The sequence below is a fragment of the Dermacoccus sp. 147Ba genome, assembly GCF_004151355.1.
Classification (GTDB): Bacteria; Actinomycetota; Actinomycetes; order Actinomycetales; family Dermatophilaceae; genus Dermacoccus; species Dermacoccus abyssi.
Window position 1 is genome coordinate 23,010 of the sequence record NZ_SEHL01000001.1, and the last position, 21,431, is coordinate 44,440.

Here is a 21,431-nt window from a genome sequence, read left to right on the forward strand (position 1 = left end):
TTGGGGGCCTTCACGCTGCTGATGCGTTCCTTCGTGAAGGCCGCCACCTGCGCCGGATCCGGGTTAGCGCCGGGCGTCGGCTGGACGACAGCGACGACCCACTCGCACCACTTCTCGGGGCGTCAGCCGTGTTTCGATGCCTTCGCGTTCTCCGTCCGAGGTCTTCCAGCACCCGGGCACGGTCCAGTCGCTGCTCGAGCCGGCCCCGCGTGACGAGGTCGCCGCCACCTACGCCCGGTTGGAATCGAGCGGGCGTGCTCCTCGACGCGCTGGTTGCTCCGTCGACAGCGTGACGCACCAGACTTTTCCTCTTGTTGACCAAAAGGGGTTCGATCGGGCTACTCTTTCTCCGGCACGACTTTGTGCCTAACTGACGAAAAGAGTGCCCATGTCCATGACGACCGAACACCGAACTCGCGAGGAGCGCCTCGACGCCCTGCCGTTCAACCGTCGTCACCGTTCGTTGCTCGTCGGCTCCGGCCTCGGCTGGGCGCTCGACGCCATGGACGTCGGCCTCATCTCCTTCCTCATGGTTGCCGTGAAGAAGGAGTGGGGCCTGTCGACCACCGACCTGTCGTGGCTCGCGTCGATCGGCTTCATCGGGATGGCGATCGGCGCCGGTGCCGGTGGCGCCCTGGCCGACCGCATCGGCCGCCGCACGGTCTTCGCCGGCACGCTCGTCGTGTACGGCCTTGCAACGGGCCTGTCAGCCCTCGCACCGACGTTCCTCGTGCTGTGCGCTCTGCGCTTCGTTGTCGGTCTGGGCCTCGGCGCCGAACTGCCCGTCGCCTCGACGCTCGTGAGTGAGTACGCGCCGCGCCGACTGCGGGGCCGCATGGTCGTCGCTCTCGAGTCATTCTGGGCCGTGGGCTGGCTGCTCGCCGCCGTCATCGGCTTCACCGTCGTGCCGCGCGAGAACGGGTGGCGTTGGGCGATGCTCCTCGGCCTCGTGCCCGCGCTCTACGCGGTGTGGGTGCGTCGAGGCCTGCCCGAATCCGTGCGCTTCCTCGAACGCGCCGGACGTGAGGAGGAGGCCGAGCGATCCGTCCGCGAGTTCGAATCGGCGTCCGGCATCGAAGCTCCGAAGAGCGCCGCCGTCGCGCCGGCAGACCACGAGGCTGCGCCCAAGCCGAAAATGACCGATGCCTTCGCGCCGGCCTACCGCACCCGCACCGCCGCGCTGTGGACCACGTGGTTCGGCGTCAACTTCGCCTACTACGGCGCGTTCCTGTGGATTCCGACGTTCCTCGTCGCCGGTGGCTACCCGGTGGCCAAGTCGTTCGGCTTCACGCTCATCATCACGATCGCGCAACTGCCCGGGTACCTCGCGGCCGCGGTGCTCGTCGAGAAGATCGGCCGACGTCCCACGCTCGCCGCCTTCCTCGCCGGCTCCGCGCTCTCGGCGCTCGCGTTCGGCAACGCCGGCTCCGAAGCCACGATCATCGCGGCCGGATGTGCACTCAGCTTCTTCAACCTCGGCGCCTGGGGTGCGCTCTACGCCATCACGCCGGAGATCTACCCGACCGCGATCCGCGCCGCGGGTGCCGGAAGCGCTACGGCGTTCGGCCGCATCGCGTCGATCGTCGCGCCGCTCATCGTGCCGGTCGTCTTCACCGAGCACGGCGAGGTGTGGACGTTCGTGCTCATCGCGTTCGCGTTCGCCGTCGCCACGGTGGCGTCACTGCTCCTGCCCGAACGACGTGGCGCGAGCCTCGAGGAGGCCTGAGCAGGCTCGTTGGGTGTCGCTCAGGCGCCTACGCGCTCGTCCTGCGGATCGCGCAGGGCGGGCGTGAACGTCAGCGCGGTGAGCAGCAGGCCCGCCACGAGCGGTAGGAGCATCGCGCGCTGAATGTCGAAGTGTGAGCTGAGGTAGCCGATGACGCCCGGCCCGGCCAGGAACGCGGTGTACCCGAAGCCGGTGACGATGGCGAGCACCCGACCGCCGCCGATGTGGCCCGCGATCGCGTAGATCTGCGGCGCGATCATGCCGACACCCAGGCCCACGAGCAGCCAGCCGACGAGGATGACGGGCAGGGACGACGCCACCACCGTCACCGCGAAACCGGCGACGGCCACCGGAGCTCCGAATCGGACGACCGCGACGCGTCCGTAGCGGCGCACGAGCGCGTCGCCGACGAGGCGGATGACGACCATCGTCGCCGACACGGCGACGAGACCTGCTGCGCCGGTGCCGGCGTCGACCTTCGCGACGTCGGTGACGTGGATCGAGGCCCAGTCGATGGCCGTTCCTTCGGTGAAGCCGAAGAACAGGGCCATGACGCCGAGCAACCACGCCTGCGGCGGGATGCCCGTGGCCTTCGCGGACGCCGAAACGTCGGCCTCATCCGTCGCCTGCGCGCCTGCGTCGTCGTGGGGGGCCTTGGGGGTGCGGGCCAGCAGTGCGGCGAGCGCGAGGAGCGCCGCGACGGCGATGACGATGAGGGCCGAGCGTGGATCGGCGTCGTCCTGCAGGCGGGCGAACGCCACGACGATGACCGCGCCGACGAAGCCACCGAGCGAGAAGAACGCGTGGAAACGACTCATCGCCGGTATGCCGGAGGCCTTCTCCGCGTCGATGCCGAGGGCGTTCATCGCGACGTCCATGGTGCCGTTGCTCGCACCGATGAGCGCTCCCGCGAGGACGAGAGCCACATAGTTCGGTACGAAGGCGAGGATTCCGACAGCCGCAGCCATCGCGACGCCGCTCACGAGAGACGGCAAGCGTGGGGTGATGCGGTCGGAGACGCGCCCGCCGATCTGCATCGAGACGATGGCGCTCGCGCCGGTGACGAGGAGAACGGCGCCGATGCCGCCCGCGTCCGTACCGACGCGCTCACGCAGGCCCGGCAGCGAACCGCCCCATGCGCCCATCATCACGCCGTTGACGAAGAAGATCGCGAAAACGGCGCGCACGAGCGCACGTCCCTGCTCGCGCGTGAAGGCTGTGGGGGATTCAGGCATACCGACCATTGTGACGGGCGGCCCTAGGCTGGTCGAATGGACGACAAGGCGATGCTCAAGACCTACCTCGACTCATTGCGTTCCGCGGTGTTGTGGAAGCTCGAGGGGCTCGACGAGTGGCAGGCGCGATGGCCCATGACGTCGACGGGCTCGAACGTCCTCGGCATCGTCAAGCATCTTGCTGCGATGGAGTACGGCTATCTCGGCATCGTCTTCGGCCGCCCCGGCGAGGAACTGCCCTGGATCGGGCCGGGTGCGGAGCCCAACGCGGACATGTGGGCGACCGGCGAGGAGTCGATCGAGGACGTCGTGCTCCTGTACCGCCGCGCTGTTGCCCACGCCGACGCGACGATCGATGCCCTCGATCTTGAGGCTCCGGGTAGCGTGCCCTGGTGGCCCCAGCCCGACGTGACGCTGCACCGGATTCTCGTTCACCTTGTCGTCGAAATCGCTCGGCACGCAGGGCATCTCGACATTCTGCGTGAGCAGCTTGACGGACGCGTGGGGTTGCGTGAGGCGAACCCGAACCTGCCGTTCGGTGACGACGCGTCGTGGGCCGACCACGTCGATCGGCTGCGCGACGTTGCCATCGAGGCCCAGTGGCCGGGAGCTCGCGCCGGCCTCTACGCCTTCCCGGGTCCGCTACGCGACACGCTGCTCGCCGCCATCATCAGCGGTACGAAGAGTTCCACGTCGGCATTGCTGGAGGGGTACCGCGCGGACGGTGAGCCGTTGCCCGTCGTGGGGGAGCGTGAGGTGCTCATCTCCTCGACCGGCCTGCCGGTCGGCATCACGGAGACGACCGAGGTGCGCGTCGTCAGCCTCGACGAGGTCGACCTCGATCACGCCCTCGACGAGGGTGAAGGCTTCCGGGACGTCGCCGAATGGCGGGAAGCGCACGAACGTTTCTGGACGAGTGACGACGTGCGCGCCGAGTTGGACGACCCGAACTTCACGGTGAACGACGACACCCAGGTTGTCCTCCAGGGCTTCGCGCTCGTGAAGAAGCTCTGAACGCGCCCTCTGGTTGACTGGGCACAGCCGCTCGATTCCACCGCAACGCAAGGAGAAGTCATGCGTGTCGCCATCGCCGGCTCGACCGGCCTCATCGGAACCAAGCTCGTCAAGCTGGCTCGCTCCGACGGTCACGACGTCGTCGAGGTGTCGCGTTCCTCCGGCTTCGACCTCACGGACGAGGCCGTCCTGCCCCGCCTCGCCGAGGCGCTCGCGGACGTGGACGCCGTCGTCGACGTCACGCAGGGCGCGAGCTTCGAGGAGGACGAGGCGGTCAGCTTCTTCCGTTCGGTGGCCGGCCATCTCGGCCAGGCAGCTCACGAGGCCGGCGTGCGACGCACGGTCGTGTTGTCGATCGTCGGCATCGAGGAGAGCCCCGACTACGGCTACTACGTCGGCAAGGTGGCACAGGAGAAGGCCCACCGGGAGAACTCCCCGGGCGTCCTCGTTCTGCGCGCCACCCAGTTCCACGAATTCCCGGGCCAGATGGTCGAGTTGTTCACCACCGACGGCGTGGCCGACGTCATGGACGTGGAATTGCAGCCGGTCGACTCCGCCGAGGTCGTTCGTCTGCTGCTCGAGATGGCGACGGGGTCGTTCGACGGCGATGTCCAACTCGCCGGGCCGCGCACCGAGAGTCTCGTCGGCCTGGCCCGCGAGCACGTTGCGGCCAAGGGGCTCGATGCCGCGGTGAAGCCGGGCGAAGCGCCCGCATCCATGGCCGAGGGCGGCATGTTGCCGCGGCAGGAGGACGCCGTCATCGTGCGTGGCCGCTCGTGGCACGAGTGGATGGATCAGGAGAACTGACGCTCCCGCGCTGATTTCGGCGCGTGGCGCGAACGAGGGGCGCCGCACTCGTCGTGAGTGCGGCGCCCCTCGTCAATCGTGGTCGTGGCTCAGACGCCCGCGGTCTGACGGATCCAGGCGCGGTGGCCGGTGATGTTGGAGTAGTTCGAACCGGCGTGGATGTTGCTGCCCGGGTCGGCCGTGTCGCCCGTCGAGCAGACGCCCACGATCTGACCGTTGATGACGAGCGGGCCTCCGGAGTCACCGTGGTTCGACGCGCCGTCGATGCCCTGGACGTGGATCGCGCGGCCGCGGTAGGCATCCGTGCTCGAGCCGAGGACGGTGACGTTCGCCTTGAACAGGCCGGTGGACTGCCGGCTGTTGGCGCGAAGGCCGTAGCCGCTGATGACGCCCGTCTGCCCACGCTGCGCCGTGTACGAGTTGGCCATCGGCATCGGGTTGACGCCGACCGGCTTGGCGAGGTGGACGAGTCCGACATCTCCGTAGGGGGAGTTGACGAGGCGGTCGCCGGAGACCGGCGTGCCGGGATTCGTCGTCGAGTTGGAGGTGTAGACCTTCATCCGGCTGCTGCCCTCGGTGCAGTGACGTGCGGTGAGGACCCACTGCGCGGCGATGACCTCGCCGGTGCAGCCGTACTGACCGCCGTCCTGCGTGAAGACGAGTTGTACGACGGACGGGTTGGAGGCCTGGGAGCCTCCGACGATGTACTCGGGCTTGTCGACCGTGGGCGAGGCGCCTGCCGTGGGGGCGAGCGCGAAAGCCATGGTCGTGCCGGCCGCGGCAGCGGCGAGGCGGAGCGTCGGTCGGGTCATTTTCATGCCTCTCTTTCCCGTCGACCCCGGGAGGTGGGGTCGTGAGTGCCCACAACGCTTACATAGGCGACGCAAAGAGAGTGCGTGAGCGAGGTCACAATGAAGTTACAAATTGTGAACCGTGGAACTATGTTGGTCAGTCGAGGAGATTGTTTTCCGTCTCGAACTCGACGCGCAGCGACTCGAGGAAACCGACGAACGTCGCGCCGAGTTCGCTCAGTTCCTCACCCGTGCCGCGCTCGACGTCGACCCAGCGCGTCGGGTGGCCGGGAACGACACCGAAATCCCAGTCCTCACCGCGACCGAACACGCACGCCTCGCCCACCTTCGTCACCGAACTCGGGTGCAGCACACGCAGGTACGGGCCAGGACCGCCGTCGGCGGTGAGTACCTGGCCGTTGAAGGTGGCTGACGTCAGCCAGAAGGCACGCAGGTCGTCGGGGAACGTGACGCCGAGGGCCTCCTCGGCGTGAGCGATCTCGTCCTCGGTGGCGGGGGTGTCGAGTTGGTCGGACGCGAAGTACTCGGAGTAGGACATGGCGCCAGTCTGACATTCCCCGAGCCCTCCCGTGCCACGTCGGTCGAAGCGCTCTGGGGTCCTTGCCGAAGGCTATCGGGGCGAGCTTCTGCGTCGCCCGGCCGCAGGCCGCACCGCGTGTGGAAGTGGGGGCTGGAGCGTGCCTAGAGTGAAGGTATGGCTACGCGTACTGAATCCGACAGCATGGGGCAGATCGAGGTCGACGAGGCGGCGTACTGGGGTGCTCAGACCCAGCGCAGCATCGAGAACTTCGACATCGGCCGCGACACCTTCGTGTGGGGTCCGGTGATGGTGCGGGCCCTGGGCATCCTCAAGAAGGCTGCAGCCCAGGCGAACGCCGAACTCGACCAGCTGCCCGCCGACGTCGCCGAACTCATCGAGCGTGCGGCTGACGACGTCATCGAGGGGCGTCTGAACGATCAGTTCCCGCTCGTCGTCTTCCAGACGGGCTCGGGCACGCAGTCCAACATGAACTCCAACGAGGTCATCTCCAACCGCGCCATCGAACTGGCCGGCGGCGAGCGCGGCTCGAAGAAGCCGGTTCACCCCAACGACCACGTCAACCGCGGCCAGTCGAGCAATGACACGTTCCCGACGGCCATGCACATCGCCGTCGTCCTCGACCTCGTGGAGCGCCTGTACCCGGCCGTCACCGAGTTGCGTGACGTGCTCGCCGCCAAGGCCGACGAGTTCGCGGACATCGTCAGCGTCGGCCGTACGCACCTGCAGGACGCGACGCCGATCATGCTCGGCCAGGAGTTCGGCGGCTGGGTGGCCCAGCTCGACTTCGCGCTGGAGCAGGTGCGTCAGGCGGAGCAGGCCACGCGCGCTCTCGCGATCGGCGGAACGGCCGTCGGCACGGGCCTCAACGCCCACCCGGACTTCGGCAAGCTCGCCGCGAAGAAGATCTCCGAGATCTCCGGCCAGGAGTTCCGTCAGGCCGACAACCTCTTCGCCTCGCTGTCGGCCCACGACGAACTCGTGGCCGTGTCCTCGGCGCTCAAGCTGCTCGGCGGCGCGCTCATGAAGATCGCCAACGACGTGCGCTGGCTGGCCTCCGGCCCGCGTAACGGCATCGGCGAACTCAACATCCCCGAGAACGAGCCGGGCAGCTCGATCATGCCGGGCAAGGTCAACCCGACGCAGGCCGAGGCCATGACGATGGTCGCGACGCGCGTGTTCGGCAACGACGCCACGGTGGGCTTCGCCGGCTCGCAGGGCAATTTCCAGCTCAACGTCTTCAAGCCCGTCATGGCGCACGCCGTGCTCGAGAGCATCCGCCTCATCTCCGATGCGTGCCGCTCGTTCACCGAGCACTGCGCACGCGGCATCGAGCCGAACCGCGAGCGCATCGAGGCGAACCTTGCCTCCAACCTCATGGTCGTCACGGCCCTCAACCGCCACATCGGCTACGACAAGGCGGCCGCCATCGCGAAGAAGGCCCACAAGGAGGGCACCACGCTGCGCGAGGCCGCAGTCGCCTCCGGTGAGGTCTCGGAGAAGGACTTCGACGCCTGGGTCGTGCCTGCCGACATGACGCACCCGTCGGCCTGACCCGCACACGCGAAGCCCCGGAGACGCAAAGGCTGTCTCCGGGGCTTCGTCGTGGCTGCTCGGCCGCCGCGACGTTCGTCAGGTCCCGCGCAGGTTCGCGTCGTCGACTATGCGCCCGAGCACCTCGGCCGAGTGGGCGAGGCCGGCTGCCTCGGCGTCGGTCAGGCTGAGTTCGACGACGCTGCGCACACCCTTGCGCCCCAGTACCGCAGGCACACCGAGGTAGAGATCGGTGACGCCGTAGGGCCCGTGCAGGTACGTCGAGATCGGGATGGCTGCGTACTCATCGCGAAGGAGCGCCCGGGTGATCCGCGCAAGGGCCATGCCGATGCCGTACGACGTCGAGCCCTTGGCGTCGATGATCTGGTAGGCGGCGGTGCGTGTTTCGTCGAAGATGCGCTCGATCTCGTCGCGTCGGCCGGGCACGGCGTCGAGGTCCCGCGCGAGGGGAGCACCGGCCACGTTCGCCGACGACAGCGCGGGCACCTCGGTGTCGCCGTGCTCCCCGATGATCGCGGCGTGCACCGACGTCGGTGCCACGTCGTACAGCTCACCGAGCATGAAGCGCAGGCGCGCGGTGTCGAGCGCGGTGCCGGAACCGATGACGCGCTCCGACGGCAGGCCGGAGAACTTCCACGTCGCGTACGTCATGACGTCGACGGGGTTCGTGGCGATGAGGAAGATGCCGTCGAAGCCTGTCTCCATGACCGAGGCGACGATGGAACGGAAGATTTCGACGTTGCGGCCCACCAGGTCGAGGCGGGTCTCGCCGGGCTTCTGTGCGGCGCCCGCCGTGATGACGACGACGTCGGCGTCCGCGCAGTCGGCGTATTCGCCCACGGTGACGCGGGTCGGTGTCGGTGCCCAGACGACACCGTGGTTGAGGTCCATGACCTCGCCGAAGACCTTCTGCTCGTTGATGTCGATGATCGACAACTCGTGCACGAGGCCCTGGTTGACGAGGGCGTAGGCGTAGGCGACGCCGACGTCGCCGGCGCCGATGAGAACGACTCGATCACTCATGAATCCACCGTAGGTGGGCCGGGTGAACGCCAGGTGATCGACCGGGCGTCAACGGGATTCGAGCGCGACGCCCTCCGAGCCCGGAACGAACTGTACGGACGCCAGGGATTCGACGACGGCGTCGGCGTCGAGCACGTCGGCGGGCGTCGTCGACGTGAGCGCGAGCGTGGCGCATCCGGCGGCCTTGGCGGCAGCGAGACCGCTCGGCGCGTCCTCGACGACGAGGCAGTGGGTGGGGTCCACGCCGAGGCGCTCGGCGGCGAGCAGGAACGGATCGGGGTGCGGCTTGCCGCGCTCCACGTCGTCGAACGTGACGACGACGTCGGGCAACGGAATGCCCGCTGCGGCGAGTCGGGCGAGGCCCAGCTCGCGCGTCGCCGACGTCACGACGGCGCAGCGCTTCGGGCCGATGGCCTCCACGGCCTCGATGGCGCCCGCGATCGCACGGACGTCGTCGGTGTCGGCGACCTCGAGTTCCGTGATGCGCGCCAGCGCGGCCCGTGCGTCGAGGTGCGGGGCGATGCTCGCGATGATGCCGGCCGCAGGCACCCCGTGGTGGCGGCCGAGCAGGGTGGGATCGATGTCGTATTCGCGAGCCCACGCGAGCCAGGAGCGTTCGACGGCCGGCGTCGAGTCGACGAGCGTGCCGTCGTTGTCAAAGAGGACCGCGGCGAAGGTGGGCCCGGTCAGAGCGGTGAGGTCGTCGAGCGTGGGCATGGGCTCATCCCATCATGTCGACGCGGGACGCTGAAGGGCACGCACCGCGAGCTGCGGCGCGTGCCCTTCGGCGAACGATCAGCGGGAACGATCAGTTGCTCGAGCGGTTCTGCAACGACGCGGCGAGCACGGCCGACACGTCCTGCGGCGTCTTGGCCGTGTAGACCGTGCCACCGCTGCCGGTGATCTTCGCGATGTCGCTCAGTTCCTTCGTGTTGACGTCCTCGCCGATCGCGAGCGTCGAGATGTCGACGGGGCGCTTCGGGTCGACGGCGTCCCGCAGCTTCTTCTTGAGCTCGCTGAGCGACAGGCCGCCCTTCGGGTCGTCGTTGCGGCCGTCCGTGACGAGCAGGACCGTGCTGATCTGGCCGTCCTTGTAGTCCTTCTGGGCGGCCTGGTAGGTGGCCCAGATGGTGTCGTAGAGAGCGGTGTCGCCCTTGACCCGCTGCGGAAGGGTGTCGATCGAGGCCTGGATGCGCTTGAGCTTGGCAGGGTCGGAGATCGGCGACATCGGAATGCGCTCCTCGTAGTCCTTCTTGCCGTCGAGCTCCGTCGAGAACTCCCACACGGCGATGGACGTCGATGCGGGCACCAGGGAGAGTCCGTGCTTCGTCGCCTTGGAGACAGCCTCGATACGGCTGACGCCGCGGGTCTTCTCGCGCATCGAACCGGACACGTCGACGACTGTGGTCAGACGCAGCGGCTTGGTGGCCTCGGCCCAGCTGGCGACGACCTGGCTGACCGTCTGGTCGCTGGCACCGGAGGTGGTGCGCACCGAGTCCGCGCCTTGGGGCGCGTTCGACGGCGGCTTCGAACCGTCGGCCGAGCGGTATCCGGCGCCGGCGAAAGCCTTCTGTCCCTCGGCGGAGGTGAGGCGCGTCATGAGTTCTTCGTAGGCTGCGTCGGTCTGGGGGTCGTCGGCGATCATCTTGGCCGCGCTCACCTTGACGAGCGGTGATCCACCCTCGAGCCCGATCTCGGCGAGCTTGGTGGAGCTCTTCGCGTTTCGGGCAGCCAGTGCGGCCTCCGAAGTGACGTACGGGGCGTTGGACGGGATGCTGTCGCGCGCCGTGAGAGCCAGCTGGCCGAAGGCCTCACGCGCCTTCTGGTTGTCCGTGCCGAGCGCCTGGGACGCAGCGGTCACGGCGAGGGCGCTCGCACGATCACGCGTGATGTTGGCGACGGTCAGCGGTGGGTTGGCTGACAGGATCTTCGTCCATGCCGCCTCGTCCGTGCCCAGCTTCTTCAACTGCGCGCTCGGCCCGCTGATGATGGCAGGCGATGAGGCGAAGGCGGTGCCCGGCGTGATCTTCGTCCCGGCGGCCTCGGAGGCTTCGTCGAACGAGCCGGGGTTGTCGCTCACCCAGATCTGGGCACTGGGGGAGCCGCTCTTGATCTGCTGCAGGGTCTCGGAATCCGTGGCGGCCTGCACGGCGTATGTGCGTTCGCAGCCCTGCTCGTCCTGGCCGCCCTTGTACCCCTCAAGGGCCTTCGTGAGGGGGCCGGACAGCGTCGGGTTCGCGGTGATCGTGATCTGGGCTCCGGCGCACTTGTCGCCACTGGCGGCGGCGTTCTCACCGTTACCGCCGTTGTCGTCACCCGCCTTGTTGCAGGCCCACGCTCCACCGCCGATGGCGAGGAGGGCAACGACCACCGCAGCGACGGTCTTGCCTGAGTTGGAGCGCGCGGACTCGCGACGGCGTTCTGAACGGCTCGTGTAGTCGGCGTCAGCCACGGGGAACCTGCCTGTGAAACGGAGCGACGGCCACTGGTGCACCCGCCGGCGCGTCGCCCGCACGGCAGTGCTTCGTGAGACGACTATGTCGTGCGTCTCACGCCGGTAGTCTAGGGCGTCGGCGTGATCGAACCTCGAGCACCGGCTGTCGGGGGCTCACAGGGCCTTCCCGGCGGGGGTGGTCAAGCTCACGGCACAAACCGGTGAGCCGTGAGCGTTACGTCAGTACTGTCACGCTCGACCCGCAAGCCAGCAGGAAGGCTCCTTGACATGCTCCGCACGATGATGCGCGCCAAGATCCACCGGGCGACGGTCACCCACGCAGACCTCCACTACGTCGGCTCCTGCACGATCTCGGCCGACCTCATGGAAGCCGCCGACCTGCTCGAGGGGGAGCAGATCGACATCGTCGATGTCGACAACGGCAACCGCCTCACCACCTACGTCATCGAAGGGCCGCGCGGCGAGGGGCGCATCGGCATCAACGGCGCTGCCGCGCACCTCGTGGGCGTCGGCGACACGGTGATCCTCATCGCGTACGGCCAGTTCGGCCCGGACGAGCTCGCCGCCCACGAACCCCGCGTGGTGTTCGTCGACGGCGACAACCGCATCGTTGAGAAGGGCAGCGACCCGGCGCACGCGCCGCAGGGCTCCGGCCTCGTCGACCCGCGCGAAGGCTGACCGGTCGCAGGTGCCGTGTCGCAGACGTGACACGACGGGCAGTGTCGGGCTCAGCCGACGCCGGTGCCGACGAGCGCGCCCACGCCGAAGGTGATGGCCATGGCGAGCAGGCCGCCACCGACGTTGCGTACGACGGCGCGCTGGGGTGCCGCGCCGCCGAGACGGGCACTGACGAAACCCGTGACGGCGAGCGCCAGGACGACAGCGACGACGGTCACCGGCACCCGCAGGTTCGTCGGGGGCATCAGGATGGCGAGCAGCGGCACGAGAGCACCGAGCGCGAAGGCGAGGAAGGATGCACCCGCGGCGCTCCACGGGTTCGTCAGGGCCTCCGGATCGAGGCCGAGTTCGGCCTCGGCGTGGGCCTTCAGAGCGTCCTTCGCCGTGAGTTGCTCCGCGACCTGACGGGCGAGCTCCGGCTCGAGCCCCTTGTCGACGTAGATGTCAGCCAGCTCGTCGAGTTCCTCGTCGGGAAGGTGTGCCAGTTCCCAACGCTCCTTGGCGATGAGGGCCCTCTCGCTGTCGCGCTGCGTGGAGACGGAGACGTATTCGCCTGCTGCCATCGACAGCGCGCCCGAGACGATGCCCGCGATGCCGGCGACGAGAATGGGCGTGCGCTGCGTCGTCGCGCCGGCCACACCCATGACGAGACCGGCGACGGACACGATGCCGTCGTTGGCGCCGAGCACCCCGGCACGCAGCCAGTTCAACGTCGAAGCGTGAGTGGCATCATGCGGCTCTCCGGCATGCGCGGCAGGTGCGGAACTCGTCATGATCGTCAGTGTGAAGAACCAGCCTGCCCGCGCCAAGGTAGGAAAGCCTTGCGTCACTCGCCCGAGTGCCGACATGGTCACCACGGCGGCCGCAGCTCACGCCGCCGACGCCAGCGCCTCCGCCACCTCCATCGGCCCCGTGCACTTCTGGGCGTCGCGTGCCGTCGCGGCAGGTGTCAGACGATGTGTGCCTCGTCATGCTCCGAACGACGTGTCCTCGAGCACGGAAAAACCCTGCGACAATGGGAAGTATGGCTTTGAAGTCCCGTAACGACGTCCGAAACGTCGCGATTGTCGCCCACGTTGACCACGGTAAGACCACGATGGTCGACAAGATGCTCTGGCAGGCCGGCGTCTTCGCCGAGCGCGCCACGGTCGAGTCGACCGGTGAGCGAGTCATGGACTCGGGTGACCTCGAGCGCGAAAAGGGCATCACGATCCTCGCGAAGAACACCGCGATCCACTACAACGGCCCGGCGGCCAAAGAAGTTGCCGGTCTCGCCGACGGCGAATTCGTCACCATCAACATCATCGACACCCCCGGCCACGCCGACTTCGGTGGCGAGGTCGAGCGCGGCCTTTCCATGGTCGACGGCGTCGTCCTGCTCGTCGACGCGTCCGAGGGCCCGCTGCCCCAGACGCGCTTCGTGCTGCGCAAGGCACTCGACGCGAAGATGCCGGTCATCCTGTGCATCAACAAGGTCGACCGCCCCGACGCGCGCATCGGCGAGGTCATCGACGAGGTCTACGAACTCTTCATGGATCTCGACGCCGACGAGGACCAGATCGAGTTCCCGATCGTGTACGCCTCGGGCAAGAACGGCATCGCCTCGATGACGCGCCCCGAGGACGGCACGCTGCCCGAGGGGGACTCGGTGGAGCCGCTGTTCCGCACGATCCTCGACACGATCCCGGCGCCGACGTACGACGACGAGGCGCCGCTGCAGGCCCACGTCACCAACCTCGACTCCGACAACTTCCTCGGTCGCCTCGCGCTGCTGCGCGTGTTCAACGGGGAGATCGCCAAGAACCAGCAGGTCACGTGGTGCAAGGCCGACGGCACGCAGCAGAAGGTGCGCATCACCGAACTGCTCATGACCGAGGGCCTCGAGCGCAAGCCGTCCGAGAAGGCCGCTGGGCCCGGCGACATCATCGCCGTCGCCGGCATCTCCGACATTACGATCGGTGAGACGCTCGCCGACGCCGAGAACCCGATCCCGCTGCCGCTCATCACGGTCGACGAGCCGGCCATCTCCATGACGATCGGTACGAACACCTCGCCGCTCGTCGGCAAGGAGCGCGGCACCAAGGTGACGGCGCGCCTCGTCAAGGACCGCCTCGACAAGGAGCTCATCGGTAACGTCTCGTTGCGCGTTCTGCCCACCGAGCGTCCCGACGCCTGGGAGGTCCAGGGCCGTGGTGAGCTCGCGCTCGCCATCCTCGTCGAGCAGATGCGTCGAGAGGGCTTCGAGCTCACCGTCGGCAAGCCGCAGGTCGTCACGCGTGAGATCGACGGCAAGCTGCACGAGCCGACCGAGCGCCTCACGATCGACACCCCCGAGGAGCACCTCGGTGGCATCACGCAGCTGCTCGCCGCCCGCAAGGGCCGCATGGAGCAGATGACGAACCACGGCACCGGCTGGATCCGCATGGAGTTCGTCGTGCCGGCGCGTGGCCTCATCGGCTTCCGCACCGAGTTCCTCACCGAGACCCGCGGTACGGGTATCGCGCACAGCATCCACGAGGGTTACGAGCCGTGGTTCGGCGTCATCACGACGCGCGTCGCCGGCTCGCTCGTCGCCGACCGCAGCGGCCCCGTCACGTCGTACGCGATGGTCAACCTGCAGGAGCGTGGCGTCCTGTTCGTCTCCCCGGGCACCGAGGTGTACGAGGGCATGATCGTCGGCGAGAACAGCCGCGCCGACGACATGGACGTCAACATCACCAAGGAGAAGAAGCTGACGAACGTTCGCGCGTCGTCGGCCGACAACTTCGAGAAGGTCATCCCGCCGAAGCAGCTCTCCCTCGAGCAGAGCCTCGAGTTCTGCCGCGAGGACGAGTGCTGCGAGGTCACGCCGACCGCCGTGCGCATCCGCAAGGTCGTGCTCAACGCGAACGAGCGTGCTCGCGCCACGTCGCGTGCGAAGAACGCGGCCAAGAGCTGACGCTCCGTGCCTGACGAAGGCGGTCACCCTCTCGGGGGTGGCCGCCTTCGTCGTTGCCGGGGACGCTTCACGAACGCTTTGCGTTTCGATCGATCCCGTACGAAGGTTGACCTCATGGCCCGTCTGCTCTTCGTTCACGCACATCCCGACGACGAATCGCTGTGGACGGGCGTCGCGTTGGCCCATCATGTCGCCGCAGGCGACGAGGTGCACGTGCTCACGTGCACGCTCGGGGAGGAGGGCGAGGTCATCCCCGACGACCTCAAGCACCTCGAACTTCCCGCAGGCGAGGCGCGTGATCCTGACGCAGCCGACCCGCTGGCCGAGGTGCGCCGCGACGAGTTGCGCGCCGCGATGGAGGCCATGGCCGTCACCTCGTCGGTCGTCCTCGGCGACGAGGAGTTCCGTCGCCTCAGCGGGCGCGAGTCGGCGCCTGCGTTCCGCGACTCCGGCATGGCCGGCACGCCGTCCGCCGCGCACCCGCGCGCCTTCGCGAGCTGTGACATCGACGCCGTGGCGGCCGATGTTGCGGCCTACGTCGATGCGCTCGCCCCGGACGTCGTCGTCACCTACGACGAGCAGGGCGGCTACGGCCACCCCGATCACATCCGCACCCACGACGTCACCGTCGCCGCCGTCGCGGCGTCGCGAACACAGCCGCAGTTGTTCATCACGCTGACGCCGCGCTCGTGGGCCGTCGAGGACCGGGCCTGGCTGCACGCGATGTGCTCCCCGCAGTTCCTCGAGGAGACAGGCTTCCTCGTGCCCTCGGCCGACGACCCGTTCCCGCCGTCCGTCGCGGAGGACGCCGAGGTGACGCACGCCGTCGTCGACGAGCAGGCCGTCACAGCGCAGATCCGGGCGCTTAGAGCCCACCGCACGCAGGTCACTGTCGCCGACGAGGTGTACGCCCTGTCCAACGACATCGCTGCGCGACTTTCCGGACGTGAGGGGTACGCCCGCTATGACGCCGAAGCGCGTGCACGTGTCGGTGCCGCGGCTCCCGGCGAGCACGCCGGGCCGGGAACCAACGGCCACCGAGCGCCCCTGGTGACGCGATGAGCACCCACCACGAACCGGTCGACCCGGACCACTACCGCAAGGCCATCGGGCGATTCGCCACGGGCGTCAGCGTCGTCACGACGAAGGCCGGCGGTCTTGATCACGCCATGACGGTCAACTCCCTGACGAGTGTCTCGCTCGAGCCCGTCCTCATGCTCATCAGCGTCGAGCGCGAGGCGCGCTTCTGGGATGCCGTCATGGAGTGCGGCGAATGGGGTGTGTCCCTGCTCGGTGCGGACGCTCAGAAGACCGCGAGTTGGTTGTCGACGCGTGGCCGCCCTCTGCACGGGCAGCTCGACCGCGTCCCGCACCACCGCGGCGAGGTCACAGATGTCGCCCTCCTCGACGGTGCGCTGGCAGAGTTCGAGTGCCGCACGACCAGCACGCTCGACGCCGGCGACCACACGCTCGTCGTCGGTGAGGTGCTGTCGCTGGCGATCGGCGACGACCCCGGCGATGCCCTCACGTACTACCGCGGGGCCTTCGGTCGCCTCGTATGACACTCGTTCGGGTGAACGGCGGCGCGTCGAGCGTCAGAGTGCACGCCGCAGCCTCGAACTCGTGTTGCAATGGGTGTTCACACAACGAACGGTATTCAAGGGGTTTCAGTGAGCGACGACGCACGGAACGCATCTGCGCGCCGAGGGAAGAAGGGCCTGCTCATCGGCAGTGGCGTCGGTGTCGTCGCTCTCGCCGCGGCCGCCTACGTCGGCGCGTGCTACCACTACAAGGACGCCATCCCCGAGGGCACGACCGTCGCGGGTAAGAGCATCGGTGGCATGACGTCCGAACAGGCCACCCGCCAGGTCCTCACGCTCAAGCACCCGAACGCCTCGACGAAGGCGAACGTCACGGCCGGCGATCAGTCCTTCGACCTGGTGCCGGCATCCGCGTGGAAGCCCGACGCCGAGAAGACCCTCGACGGCGTCACCGAGTTCAGCCTCTCCCCGGGCCGACTGCTCGATCAGATCAACGGCGGAGGCGAGAAGATCGAGCCGGTGTACTCCGTCGACAAAACCGCCCTGACGACCTTGGTCAAGAAGGCTGCGGAGTCGAAGATCGACGGTGCTCCGAAGCAGGGACGCGTCAAGTTCATCGGTGGCAAGGTGTCCATCGTCGACGGGGCACCGGGCCACGGCGTCGACGAGAAGAAGGTCGCCGACGACATCGCGAACGGCTGGCCGAAGAAGACGGACTACACGACCGAGCTCGTCGAGAAGAACTCCGACGCCTCGGACAACGCCGTGCAGGCTTTCGCGGAGGGCGACGCCAAGAAGGCGATGTCTGCCCCGCTGGAGGTCAGTGCCAACGGACAGAGCGTCACCCTGACGCCGGCTCAGGTCTCCGACGTCATCTCCTCCACGACCGGGGCCGACGGCAAGCCGGCGATCAAGGTCGACACCAAGGCTCTGCTGACGACGGTTCTCTCGCGCGGCGACAAGATGCGCGTTCCGGCAGTCGACGCCAAGGTCGTCTGGAAGGACGGTCAGCCGTCCGTTGTCGAGGGTCGCTCGGGTAAGGAGATCGACGAGTCGAAGGTCGCCAAGATCGTCGGTGACGCCCTCGTGGGCGATCACAAGGCCACGCTCGCCATGAAGGAGCAGAAGCCGGCGGTCATGGCCAAGGACGTCAACGTCGAGGCACTGCCCAGCACCTCCATGGCTCACTTCGAGTCGCCGTTCCCCACGGGCCCCAGCCAGCAGGCTCGCATTCACAACATCACGACGGCCATCAACCGCCTCAACGGCATCGTTGTCCAGCCGGGCGAGCAGTTCAGCCTGCTGCGCGCGCTCGGGTACGAGTTCACGAAGGAAGCCGGCTACGTCGAGGCGGGCACGCTGCAGGGTGGGCTGCACCTCGACGGCATGGGTGGCGGCGTCTCGCAGGTCTCGACGACGATGTACAACACGGCGTTCTTCGCCGGGGTCCAGCTCGATGAGCACACGGCGCACGCCGTGTACATCTCGCGCTACCCGATGGGTCGCGAAGCGACGATCTGGAACCCCGGTATCGACAACAAGTGGACGAACGACACCGGCAAGCCCATTCTCATCAAGGCCCACGTCGAGTCGAACAAGGTCGTCATGGACTTCTACGGCACGAAGAAGTACGACGTGGCCACCCGCACGAGCGGCAAGTACAACATTCAGCCGCCCAAGCACCGCACGGTCAAGAACGTCAAGGGTTGTGAGAACACGGTCGGTGGCGGTGTTCCGGGCTTCGACGTCGACGTCTACCGAGAACTGAAGTCGGGCTCGACGACCGTGCGTACGGAGAAGATCCACACGAAGTACAAGCCGGACGACATCATCACGTGTCAGAACTGAGACGCGCGCAGGCGACGTCTTGACTCGTGACAGGGTGACGCGTCCACGAGCGTGCTCGGGGACAATGGCGACGTGACCACGATGCCGAAGCCTGCCGCCGAAGTGACCGCTCACGCCGCGACGATCGATGTCGAAACCATCGCGCACGAACTGCGGCACCACGAGGTGGGCGACGTTCTCGTCGACGGTACGGACCGCGCCGCCTACTCGAGCGATGCAAGCCTCTACCGCGTGCTGCCGCGGGCGATCGTGCGTCCGCGCAACACCGACGACGTGCTGGAGACTCTCGCCGTCGCACGCATGCTCGGGGTGCCGATCACGCCCCGCGGCGCCGGTACGTCCTGTGCGGGCAACGCCGTGGGCCCGGGCATCGTGCTCGACTTCAGCAAGCACATGAACAAGGTGCTCGACGTCGATGTCGCAGCAGGCCGGGCCGTCGTCGAGGCGGGCGTCGTGCACCAGAGCCTGCAGAAGGCCGTCGTGCCGCACGGCGTGCGATTCGGGCCGGACCCGTCGTCGCACACCCGGTGCACGATCGGCGGCATGATCGGCAACAACGCGTGCGGCTCGCGCGCGCTGGCGTACGGCAAGACGAGCGACAACCTCCTCGGCATGGAGATGGCCACGGCCGCAGGGGAGTTGCTGCGCCTCGACCATGGTGCGCCGCGCGATCAGCTGACGTCGACTCATCCCTACCTCGAGCGGCTCGACGCCCTCGTCGGCGGCAACCTCGCCACGGTCCGTCAGGAGTTCGGTCGCTTCGACCGCCAGGTCTCCGGCTACGCCATGGAGACGCTTTTGCCCGAGCGCGGCTTCGACGTCACCCGCTTCATGGCGGGCACCGAGGGTACCCTCGGCGTGCTCACGGAGGCGACGGTGCGTCTTGTCACCGACCCGACGCACCGCGTCCTCGTCGCCCTCGGCTACGAGGACATGGCGAGTGCCGGCGACGCGGCACCGCTCGTGCGCGCCTTCGACCCCATCGCGTGTGAGGGGATGGATCGTCGCTTGGTCGACGTGCTCATCGCTCGCCGCGGCGCGCAGGCCGTGCCCGCGCTGCCGAAGGGCTCGGGGTGGCTGCTCGTCGAGATCGCGGGTGACGACCACGCCGAGGTCATGGCGCGCGCTGAGGCCTGCCTCGTCGGCTGCAATGCTCTCGACGGACGCGTCGTCACCGATGTCGCCGAGTCGACGGCCCTGTGGAAGGTGCGCGAGGACGGCGCCGGCCTGGCCGGGCGCTCGCCCAAGGATCTGCCCGCGTGGCCGGGTTGGGAGGACGCCGCCGTCCCGCCGGAGAAGCTGGGCGCGTACCTGCGTGACTTCGACGAACTCATGGCCGGCTACAACCTCTCCGGCCTGCCCTACGGTCACTTCGGTGACGGGTGCCTGCACATCCGCATCGACTTCCCCCTCGGCGCCCCCGGCGGCACCGATGTGCTGCACGAGTTCCTCGGTGAGTCGGCGAAACTCGTAGCTCGCTACGGCGGTTCGATGTCCGGCGAGCACGGTGACGGGCGGGCCCGCAGCGAGTACCTCGCTTCGATGTACTCGCCGGAGGCACTCGGGCTGTTCGCCGGCGTCAAGGAGATCTTCGACCCGACGAACCTGCTCAACCCCGGTGTTCTCGTCGACCCCAACCCTGCTGCGGCCGACGTCCGGATGGCACACGTCGCGCCCCTGACGAGGAACCTGGCTCTTGCCTACGCCCACGACGGCGGCGACTTCGCGAAGGCCGTCCACCGGTGCACCGGTGTCGGAAAGTGTCGCGCCAGCACGCTCGGTACCACGAACGTCATGTGCCCGAGCTACGCCGCCACCGGCGACGAGAAGGACTCGACGCGCGGCCGCGCCCGCCTCCTGCAGGAGATGGTGAACGGCGGCCTCGACGGCGGTTTCGTGCGCGACGGCTGGAAGTCGAAGGAGGTGCACGACGCGCTCGACCTGTGTCTGTCGTGCAAGGGCTGCACCTCTGATTGTCCGACCGGTATCGACATGCCGGCGTTCAAGTCCGAGGTGTTGCACCAGACGTACAAGGGGCGCGTGCGGCCGCGCTCGCACTATGCGCTCGGTCAGCTGCCGCGGTGGGTTCGCCTGGGCCGTCGCGCGACGGGGCTGTTCAACCTCGCGCTGGCCACGACGCAGAAGGTGCCGGTGCTCAAGAAGGTGGCCGGCGTCGACCCGCGCCGCAGCGTTCCGGCGATGGCGCGTGAGTCGTTCCGCGACTGGTGCCGCACGCACGATGTGAGCTTCTTCGAGGATGCCGACCGCGCGGGCTCGGTGAGCGAGAACGCCGTCGTCATCATGGTCGACACCTTCACCGATCACTTCTCGCCCGAGGTCGGCCAGGCCGCCGTGCGCGTGCTGCGTCGTGCGGGATGGGAGCCCTACATCGTCGAGCGCGCGGGATGTTGCGGCCTGACGTGGATCTCCACCGGCCAGCTCGACGGGGCCAAGAAGCAACTTCGCGGACTCGTGGGCGATCTCGCGCCGGTCGCGCGCCGCCACGTGCCCGTCATCGGACTCGAGCCTTCGTGCACAGCCGTGCTGCGGGGCGACTCCGCCGAACTGTTGCCCGGAGACGAGGACGCTGCCCTCGTCGCGCGCTCGACCTCGACGCTCGCGGAGTTCCTCGCGGGGGACGACGCGTGGACCGCGCCCGACCTGAGCGGCACCGATGTCGTCGCCCAGCCGCACTGCCACCACCACGGCGTCATGGGCTGGTCGCCCGACGCGAAGCTGCTCAAGGACGCCGGCGCGAACCTCCAGCAGCTCGGCGGGTGCTGCGGGCTCGCCGGCAACTTCGGCGTCGAACAGGGGCACTACGAGGTCTCCGTCAAGGTCGCCGAACAGCAGTTGCTCCCGGCCATGGATGCCCGTCCCGACGCCGATGTGCTCGCCGATGGGTTCTCGTGCCGAACCCAGATCGCGGACCTCACGGAGCGTCGGGGCATCCACCTGGCGCAGCTGCTCGATCGCGCCCAGAGCAAGCAGTAGGGCAGTTCGGCGCGTTCGCGCCGCGTGCCCCTGCCACGCGTCTACGGTGAACCCGCGAGCGAAGGGGCAACCGATGACGCATTGCACGGCCACCGAATCGAGGGTGCCTGCGCTCCGCAGTGAGCCGGGGCGGTCGTCGTGAGGCGCGGTACGTCGATCCCCGCGGTGCTGCTCGCGGCCGTCGTCAGCTTCTTCATGGCTTGGTTCGGGTTCGTCGCGATCTTCGCCACGAACAACGGGTTCGACGGCCCGTCGGCCCTCGGTTAGA

Annotated in this window: 18 protein-coding genes; 11 read left to right on the forward strand and 7 right to left on the reverse strand. The window is 68.3% G+C overall.

Annotation, left to right across the window (positions count from 1 at the left end; all coding sequences use genetic code 11):
- Nucleotides 1-388: 388 nt before the first annotated feature.
- Nucleotides 389-1,726 (forward strand): MFS transporter, encoded by a 1,338-nt coding sequence (locus EVU97_RS00120; RefSeq protein ID WP_205744826.1) that lies wholly within the window; start codon nt 389-391, stop codon nt 1,724-1,726.
- 20 nt (nt 1,727-1,746) lie between these two features.
- On the opposite strand, the gene EVU97_RS00125 is transcribed toward EVU97_RS00120, so the two are convergent.
- On the reverse strand, nt 1,747-2,961 hold the full coding sequence (locus EVU97_RS00125; protein WP_240730070.1) for an MFS transporter: 1,215 nt from the start codon (nt 2,959-2,961) through the stop codon (nt 1,747-1,749).
- A 36-nt stretch (nt 2,962-2,997) separates the two neighbouring features.
- On the opposite strand from EVU97_RS00125, the gene EVU97_RS15180 reads away from it, so the two are divergent.
- Nucleotides 2,998-3,975, forward strand: a complete 978-nt coding sequence (locus EVU97_RS15180; protein WP_165357815.1) for a DUF664 domain-containing protein — start codon at nt 2,998-3,000, stop codon at nt 3,973-3,975.
- Nucleotides 3,976-4,035: 60 nt separating this feature from the next.
- Nucleotides 4,036-4,782 (forward strand): SDR family oxidoreductase, encoded by a 747-nt coding sequence (locus EVU97_RS00135; RefSeq protein ID WP_129662517.1) that lies wholly within the window; start codon nt 4,036-4,038, stop codon nt 4,780-4,782.
- Nucleotides 4,783-4,871: 89 nt separating this feature from the next.
- On the opposite strand, the gene EVU97_RS00140 is transcribed toward EVU97_RS00135, so the two are convergent.
- On the reverse strand, nt 4,872-5,600 hold the full coding sequence (locus EVU97_RS00140; protein WP_240730071.1) for a trypsin-like serine protease: 729 nt from the start codon (nt 5,598-5,600) through the stop codon (nt 4,872-4,874).
- A gap of 130 nt (nt 5,601-5,730) precedes the next feature.
- Nucleotides 5,731-6,132, reverse strand: coding sequence for an SMI1/KNR4 family protein (locus EVU97_RS00145; RefSeq protein ID WP_129662520.1), 402 nt, complete (start codon nt 6,130-6,132; stop codon nt 5,731-5,733).
- Nucleotides 6,133-6,288: 156 nt separating this feature from the next.
- On the opposite strand from EVU97_RS00145, the gene fumC reads away from it, so the two are divergent.
- Entirely contained in the window at nt 6,289-7,686 is a 1,398-nt protein-coding gene (gene fumC / locus EVU97_RS00150) for a class II fumarate hydratase (RefSeq protein WP_047310331.1), read from the forward strand.
- Nucleotides 7,687-7,764: 78 nt separating this feature from the next.
- Here the strand turns inward: fumC and EVU97_RS00155 are convergent, their stop codons facing one another.
- The 3 genes from EVU97_RS00155 to EVU97_RS00165 all read right to left on the reverse strand — a co-directional run bounded on the left by EVU97_RS00155 (nt 7,765) and on the right by EVU97_RS00165 (nt 11,161).
- Entirely contained in the window at nt 7,765-8,709 is a 945-nt protein-coding gene (locus EVU97_RS00155) for an L-lactate dehydrogenase (RefSeq protein ID WP_129662523.1), read from the reverse strand.
- A gap of 48 nt (nt 8,710-8,757) precedes the next feature.
- Nucleotides 8,758-9,426: an HAD-IA family hydrolase gene (locus tag EVU97_RS00160; protein WP_129662526.1), complete on the reverse strand. Its 669-nt coding sequence runs from the start codon at nt 9,424-9,426 to the stop codon at nt 8,758-8,760.
- A gap of 91 nt (nt 9,427-9,517) precedes the next feature.
- Nucleotides 9,518-11,161, reverse strand: a complete 1,644-nt coding sequence (locus EVU97_RS00165; RefSeq protein ID WP_129662528.1) for a VWA domain-containing protein — start codon at nt 11,159-11,161, stop codon at nt 9,518-9,520.
- A 270-nt stretch (nt 11,162-11,431) separates the two neighbouring features.
- Between EVU97_RS00165 and panD the strand changes: the two genes are divergently transcribed.
- Nucleotides 11,432-11,842, forward strand: coding sequence for an aspartate 1-decarboxylase (gene panD / locus EVU97_RS00170; RefSeq protein WP_118912186.1), 411 nt, complete (start codon nt 11,432-11,434; stop codon nt 11,840-11,842).
- A 50-nt stretch (nt 11,843-11,892) separates the two neighbouring features.
- Here the strand turns inward: panD and EVU97_RS00175 are convergent, their stop codons facing one another.
- Nucleotides 11,893-12,615 (reverse strand): VIT family protein, encoded by a 723-nt coding sequence (locus tag EVU97_RS00175; protein ID WP_047310326.1) that lies wholly within the window; start codon nt 12,613-12,615, stop codon nt 11,893-11,895.
- Between the two features lie 251 nt (nt 12,616-12,866).
- Here EVU97_RS00175 and typA point away from each other — a divergent pair, with 251 nt between their 5' ends.
- From typA to EVU97_RS15350, 6 genes are all read left to right on the forward strand, one after another.
- The gene (gene typA / locus EVU97_RS00180; protein ID WP_047310325.1) at nt 12,867-14,780 is read left to right on the forward strand and encodes a translational GTPase TypA; all 1,914 of its coding nucleotides are present in this window, start codon (nt 12,867-12,869) and stop codon (nt 14,778-14,780) included.
- A gap of 114 nt (nt 14,781-14,894) precedes the next feature.
- Nucleotides 14,895-15,842 (forward strand): PIG-L family deacetylase, encoded by a 948-nt coding sequence (locus tag EVU97_RS00185; protein WP_129662530.1) that lies wholly within the window; start codon nt 14,895-14,897, stop codon nt 15,840-15,842.
- Complete coding sequence (locus tag EVU97_RS00190; RefSeq protein WP_129662533.1) at nt 15,839-16,342, forward strand: flavin reductase family protein; 504 nt, start codon at nt 15,839-15,841, stop codon at nt 16,340-16,342. Before EVU97_RS00185 ends, EVU97_RS00190 begins: the two co-directional genes overlap by 4 nt.
- Before the next feature lie 108 nt (nt 16,343-16,450).
- On the forward strand, nt 16,451-18,169 hold the full coding sequence (locus tag EVU97_RS00195; RefSeq protein ID WP_165357816.1) for a VanW family protein: 1,719 nt from the start codon (nt 16,451-16,453) through the stop codon (nt 18,167-18,169).
- 81 nt (nt 18,170-18,250) lie between these two features.
- Nucleotides 18,251-21,163: an FAD-binding and (Fe-S)-binding domain-containing protein gene (locus tag EVU97_RS00200; RefSeq protein ID WP_129663181.1), complete on the forward strand. Its 2,913-nt coding sequence runs from the start codon at nt 18,251-18,253 to the stop codon at nt 21,161-21,163.
- Nucleotides 21,164-21,301: 138 nt separating this feature from the next.
- Nucleotides 21,302-21,430, forward strand: coding sequence for a hypothetical protein (locus EVU97_RS15350; RefSeq protein WP_255417445.1), 129 nt, complete (start codon nt 21,302-21,304; stop codon nt 21,428-21,430).
- The last annotated feature ends 1 nt before the right edge of the window (nt 21,431 follow it).

Coding starts and splice junctions, on each gene's coding strand:
- EVU97_RS00160 (WP_129662526.1), bottom strand. CDS start 9,426: ATGCCCACGCTCGACGACCTCACCGCTCTGACCGGGCCCACCTTCGCC.
- EVU97_RS00145 (WP_129662520.1), bottom strand. CDS start 6,132: ATGTCCTACTCCGAGTACTTCGCGTCCGACCAACTCGACACCCCCGCC.
- panD (WP_118912186.1), top strand. CDS start 11,432: ATGCTCCGCACGATGATGCGCGCCAAGATCCACCGGGCGACGGTCACC.
- EVU97_RS15180 (WP_165357815.1), top strand. CDS start 2,998: ATGGACGACAAGGCGATGCTCAAGACCTACCTCGACTCATTGCGTTCC.
- EVU97_RS00185 (WP_129662530.1), top strand. CDS start 14,895: ATGGCCCGTCTGCTCTTCGTTCACGCACATCCCGACGACGAATCGCTG.
- EVU97_RS00175 (WP_047310326.1), bottom strand. CDS start 12,615: ATGACGAGTTCCGCACCTGCCGCGCATGCCGGAGAGCCGCATGATGCC.
- EVU97_RS00135 (WP_129662517.1), top strand. CDS start 4,036: ATGCGTGTCGCCATCGCCGGCTCGACCGGCCTCATCGGAACCAAGCTC.
- EVU97_RS00140 (WP_240730071.1), bottom strand. CDS start 5,600: ATGAAAATGACCCGACCGACGCTCCGCCTCGCCGCTGCCGCGGCCGGC.
- fumC (WP_047310331.1), top strand. CDS start 6,289: ATGGCTACGCGTACTGAATCCGACAGCATGGGGCAGATCGAGGTCGAC.
- EVU97_RS00120 (WP_205744826.1), top strand. CDS start 389: ATGTCCATGACGACCGAACACCGAACTCGCGAGGAGCGCCTCGACGCC.
- EVU97_RS00200 (WP_129663181.1), top strand. CDS start 18,251: ATGCCGAAGCCTGCCGCCGAAGTGACCGCTCACGCCGCGACGATCGAT.
- typA (WP_047310325.1), top strand. CDS start 12,867: ATGGCTTTGAAGTCCCGTAACGACGTCCGAAACGTCGCGATTGTCGCC.
- EVU97_RS00190 (WP_129662533.1), top strand. CDS start 15,839: ATGAGCACCCACCACGAACCGGTCGACCCGGACCACTACCGCAAGGCC.
- EVU97_RS00155 (WP_129662523.1), bottom strand. CDS start 8,709: ATGAGTGATCGAGTCGTTCTCATCGGCGCCGGCGACGTCGGCGTCGCC.
- EVU97_RS00125 (WP_240730070.1), bottom strand. CDS start 2,961: ATGCCTGAATCCCCCACAGCCTTCACGCGCGAGCAGGGACGTGCGCTC.